This is a genomic window from Duncaniella sp. (assembly GCF_029054785.1).
Lineage (GTDB): Bacteria > Bacteroidota > Bacteroidia > Bacteroidales > Muribaculaceae > Duncaniella.
On the sequence record NZ_JAIDEN010000168.1, the window covers coordinates 1 to 4,282 of the forward strand.

A 4,282-nucleotide genomic window follows, 5' to 3' on the forward strand; every position below is an offset into this window, starting at 1 on the left:
TCGCTATGCTCCTTCAATTCAGAGCCATATCCACCTCAATACTTTCGCTCAGATTTTAACTATTGTTATTAAACAACCTCTAAGAATATCTTCAGCAGAAATGCTTACAGACGGAACCATAAGCCTCCGCGCACTGGAACCCATAGATGTCGACACTCTCTACCGCTGGGAAAATGACCCGGCGGTATGGGGTGTCGGCCTCACTCTTGCGCCCTACTCGCGCAAGCAGCTCTGGGACTACGTCAACAACTATGACGGAGACATTTACAGCGCCCGTCAGCTGAGGCTGATGATAGACCTGAGTCTGCCTGACGGGAAAGTCATGACAATAGGGACTCTCGATCTCTATGATTTCGATCCGGCCAACTCGCGCTGCGGGGTCGGCATACTGATCGCTGCGGAATTCCGCCGTTCGGGCTACGGGCTTCGCGTTCTTGAGCTTGCCGCCGGATATTGCCGCTCGCGCCTCTCGCTCCATCAGCTCTACTGCATTGTCGGCGAGGAGAATAGAGCGTCGCGGCAGCTTTTCGAAAAGGCGGGATTCAAAATCTGCGGGCGACTCAAATCGTGGCTTCAAGCCGGCGGTCGGTATTCCGACGCATATATCTGTCAGAAATTTTTATGACGCTCTCCGCATTATCGCACTAAAAAGAGGGTCGGGCGGCTGTATCTTTGCGTGACAAACACGAAAGTCACGCATGTATATGGAAAACAACACAAACAACAGAAAGAAAAAAGAGGAGTGGACAAAACCTGTTTCCAAGAAATTTTATGACGGGCTGAGAGACCATGTCATCAACTGTCTTGGAGAAATGGGCTACAAAACCAGTTGGCATTATCCGGTCATGAGGGATGTGGATAATTATCTGGCCTACGGGACGAAGCCCTCATGCTATGTTGAGGAAATCGAACGCATTGTGTTCATAATGGTGCGCCGCGACATTGACAAGGCCGTGGAGCGCTCTGCTGCCGCTCGCAGAAGGGCGCAGGAGAGAAAGGCCAGGAAAGAGGCTCTTGAGAAAGCTGGGAGTTTTGGGGAGGCTGGGAGCTTTGGGGATTATGAGAGCACTGGGAGAACTGAGAGTACTGGGAGTTCTGCGAATGAGGGGAAGGAGGATGCGGCGATGGCTGCTGATGCGACAGAGGAGCTTAAGGGGCTTGAAAAGGCTGATGCTGCCGGTGTGACCGAGGGCGGATCGGTGGAGCAGGCTTTGGATTTTTGCGGCTCCGAAAAGGGATCAGCGGCGGATGGAGTCGGAAAAGAGTGTGCGGTTGATGAGCGAGCGCCCAAGGGTGATCTCGTCGGTGAACTCGATCTCGTTGCCGACGGAAACTCCTCGCGCAAGCTGGGTGATGCGCACGTCGGCGTAGGGAGCCAGGCGGCGGTAAAGGTAGAAGTTGGTGGTCTCCCCTTCCATCGTGGCGCTCAGAGCAAGAATGACCTCCCGGATCTCTCCGGAAGCGACTCTCTCGACAAGGGAGTCGATCTCAAGCTGGTCAGGACCTACACCGTCCATCGGTGAGATCACTCCTCCAAGCACATGGTAAAGACCTCCGTACTGCCTGGTATTCTCGAAACTCATCACATCCTTGACGCTTTCGACCACACAGAGGGTAGAGCGGTCACGGCGACTGTCGGAACAGACGGGACAGACCTGCGTCTCCGAAATGTTGTGGCATAGCGAACAGTAGCGGACACCGCGCCTCATATTTATTATAGACTCACCAAGAGCCACACCTGCCGACTCGTCGCAGCGCAGAATGTGAAGAGCAAGACGCAGAGCGGTTTTCCGCCCGATGCCGGGCAGACGCGAGAGTTCGGTGACGGCTCCTTCAAGGAGTTTTGAGGCAAATTCCTGTTGCATTGGCAGACCTGATGAGCCGGAAGCCTTGGTGAAACTTCCGGAAGGTTGTTTGAAATTCACTTCAAAATTACAAAAATTCCCCTGCAATCGCCATCATAAAACCGAAACCTGCAAACTTTTTTGGGAAATTTAATACATAATGTGTAATTTTGCACTCTGAAATTTCAGACATAACAGAAAGAAATGGAAATAATTCGCACGGTAGCAGAATTAAAAGCCAAGCTCGACAACGCCCGCCAGGCAGGCAGCATAGGCCTTGTCCCCACAATGGGGGCTCTTCACGCCGGCCATCTGTCACTCATAGAGCGCGCGCGCCGCGAAAACGATTTCGTGGTGGTCAGCGTGTTTGTAAACCCGACACAGTTCAACAACCCCACGGACCTCGCGACCTATCCCCGCACCGAGGAAGCCGACTGCTCGCTGATGAGCGGCGCAGGAGTGGACTTTGCCTTCATCCCCACGGTAGAAGAGATCTATCCGCAGGCCGACAACCGCGTGTTTGACCTCGGTCCTGTGGCCGAAGTGATGGAAGGCGCCATGCGTCCCGGCCATTTCAACGGTGTGGCCCAGATTGTCAGCAAGCTCTTCGATTTCACCCGCCCCACCCGCGCCTATTTCGGAGAGAAGGACTTCCAGCAGATCGCCGTGATCCGCAGAATGGTAGAACTTGAAGGTTTCGACCTCGAAATAGTTGACTGCCCGATCAAACGCGAGGCCGACGGCCTGGCAATGAGTTCGCGCAACGTGCGTCTCAGCCGGGAAGAACGCGCCATAGCCCCCGCCATCCACCGCACCCTCGAAGGGAGTCTCTCATGGGCGCGCGACCACAGCGTCGAGCAGACCAAACGCTATGTCATCGACGAACTCAACTCTCTGCCTCATCTGAAAGTAGAATATTACGAAATTGTCGACGCCCTGACCATGCAGCCTATCGCTGACTGGGAAGAATCGGAAAGCCCGGTAGGATGCGCCACAGTGTTCTGCGGCGAAGTCCGTCTGATCGACAACATAAAATACCCCGCAAGGAAATGACACTCGAACTACTCAAGTGCAAGATCCATCGTGTCACCGTGACAGAAGCACGGCTTGACTACATCGGAAGCATCACTATCGACAGCCAGCTGATGGAAGCCGCCGGCATTTTCCCCGGCGAAAGAGTCTATATTGTCGACAACAACAACGGCGAACGTTTTGACACCTACGCGATTGCCGGCGAACCCGGATCAGGCGTGATCTGCCTCAACGGTGCCGCTGCCCGCAAAGTGCAGGTGGGCGACGTTGTTATCATCATGTGCTACGCGCAGATGACCCCGGAGGAAGCCCGCACCCACAAACCGGTGGTGCTCTTCCCCGACACCCGTACCAACAAACTTTTATAAACCCTCAATCCCCGCCACTCCAACGTGTTTGAAAATCTAAGCGAAAGACTTGAAAGAAGTTTCAAGATACTCAAAGGTGAAGGTAAAATCACCGAGATAAACGTAGCCGAAACCCTTAAGGACGTGCGCCGTGCGCTCCTCGAAGCCGACGTCAACTTCAAAGTAGCCAAGCAGTTTACCGACGAGGTGAAAGCCAAAGCCCTGGGCATGAACGTGATCACCGCCATCAAGCCCGGCGAACTCATGGTCAAGATCGTCCACGACGAGCTGGCGAGACTCATGGGAGGCGAAACCGCCCAGGTCAATCTGTCGGGCAATCCGACCGTCATCCTCATGTCGGGTCTTCAGGGTTCGGGTAAAACCACATTCAGCGGCAAGCTCGCCCGCAAGCTCAAATCAGAGCAGGGCAAACGTCCGCTGCTCGTTGCCTGTGACGTCTACCGTCCCGCAGCTATCGACCAGCTGAAAGTTCTCGCCGGACAGATCGATGTCCCCGTCTACACCGAAGACGGCAACAAGAATCCGGTAGAGATCGCTGAAAACGCCATCCGCCACGCCAAGGCCAACCATCTTGACCTGGTGATCATCGACACCGCAGGCCGTCTTGCCGTCGACGAACAGATGATGCAGGAAATCGCGGCCATCAAGAAAGCTGTCAAACCTCAGGAGACACTCTTCGTTGTCGACTCGATGACCGGTCAGGACGCAGTCAACACCGCCAAAGAGTTCAACGACCGTCTTGACTTCGACGGCGTGGTCCTCACCAAGCTCGACGGTGACACCCGCGGCGGTGCGGCACTTTCGATCCGCACCGTGGTCACCAAACCGATCAAGTTCGTAGGTACAGGCGAAAAGCTCGACGCGCTCGACCTCTTCCACCCCTCGCGTATGGCCGACCGTATCCTCGGCATGGGTGACATCGTCTCTCTCGTCGAAAAGGCCCAGAACGCCTATGACGAAAAGCAGGCCCGCGAGCTCCAGCGCAAGATCGCCAAAAACCAGTTCAACTTCAACGACTTCCTCCAGCAGATCCAGCAG

Annotated in this window: 5 protein-coding genes; 4 read left to right on the forward strand and 1 reads right to left on the reverse strand. The window is 54.9% G+C overall.

Annotated elements, in window-relative coordinates; translation table 11 throughout:
- Positions 1 to 625 (forward strand): GNAT family N-acetyltransferase (locus K2H17_RS10370; RefSeq protein WP_300134504.1); only part of this gene is annotated, 625 nt, incomplete at its 5' end.
- Positions 626 to 1,238: 613 nt separating this feature from the next.
- Here the strand turns inward: K2H17_RS10370 and recR are convergent.
- On the reverse strand, positions 1,239 to 1,865 hold the full coding sequence (gene recR / locus K2H17_RS10375; protein WP_300134512.1) for a recombination mediator RecR: 627 nt from the start codon (positions 1,863 to 1,865) through the stop codon (positions 1,239 to 1,241).
- Positions 1,866 to 2,048: 183 nt separating this feature from the next.
- Here recR and panC point away from each other — a divergent pair, with 183 nt between their 5' ends.
- The 3 genes from panC to ffh form a co-directional block, all read left to right on the forward strand.
- Entirely contained in the window at positions 2,049 to 2,897 is an 849-nt protein-coding gene (panC, locus tag K2H17_RS10380; RefSeq protein WP_300134506.1) for a pantoate--beta-alanine ligase, read from the forward strand.
- Complete coding sequence (gene panD / locus K2H17_RS10385; protein ID WP_107031011.1) at positions 2,894 to 3,244, forward strand: aspartate 1-decarboxylase; 351 nt, start codon at positions 2,894 to 2,896, stop codon at positions 3,242 to 3,244. The genes panC and panD overlap by 4 nt, the downstream gene beginning before the upstream one ends.
- A gap of 24 nt (positions 3,245 to 3,268) precedes the next feature.
- Positions 3,269 to 4,282 (forward strand): signal recognition particle protein (ffh, locus tag K2H17_RS10390; protein ID WP_300134510.1); only part of this gene is annotated, 1,014 nt, incomplete at its 3' end.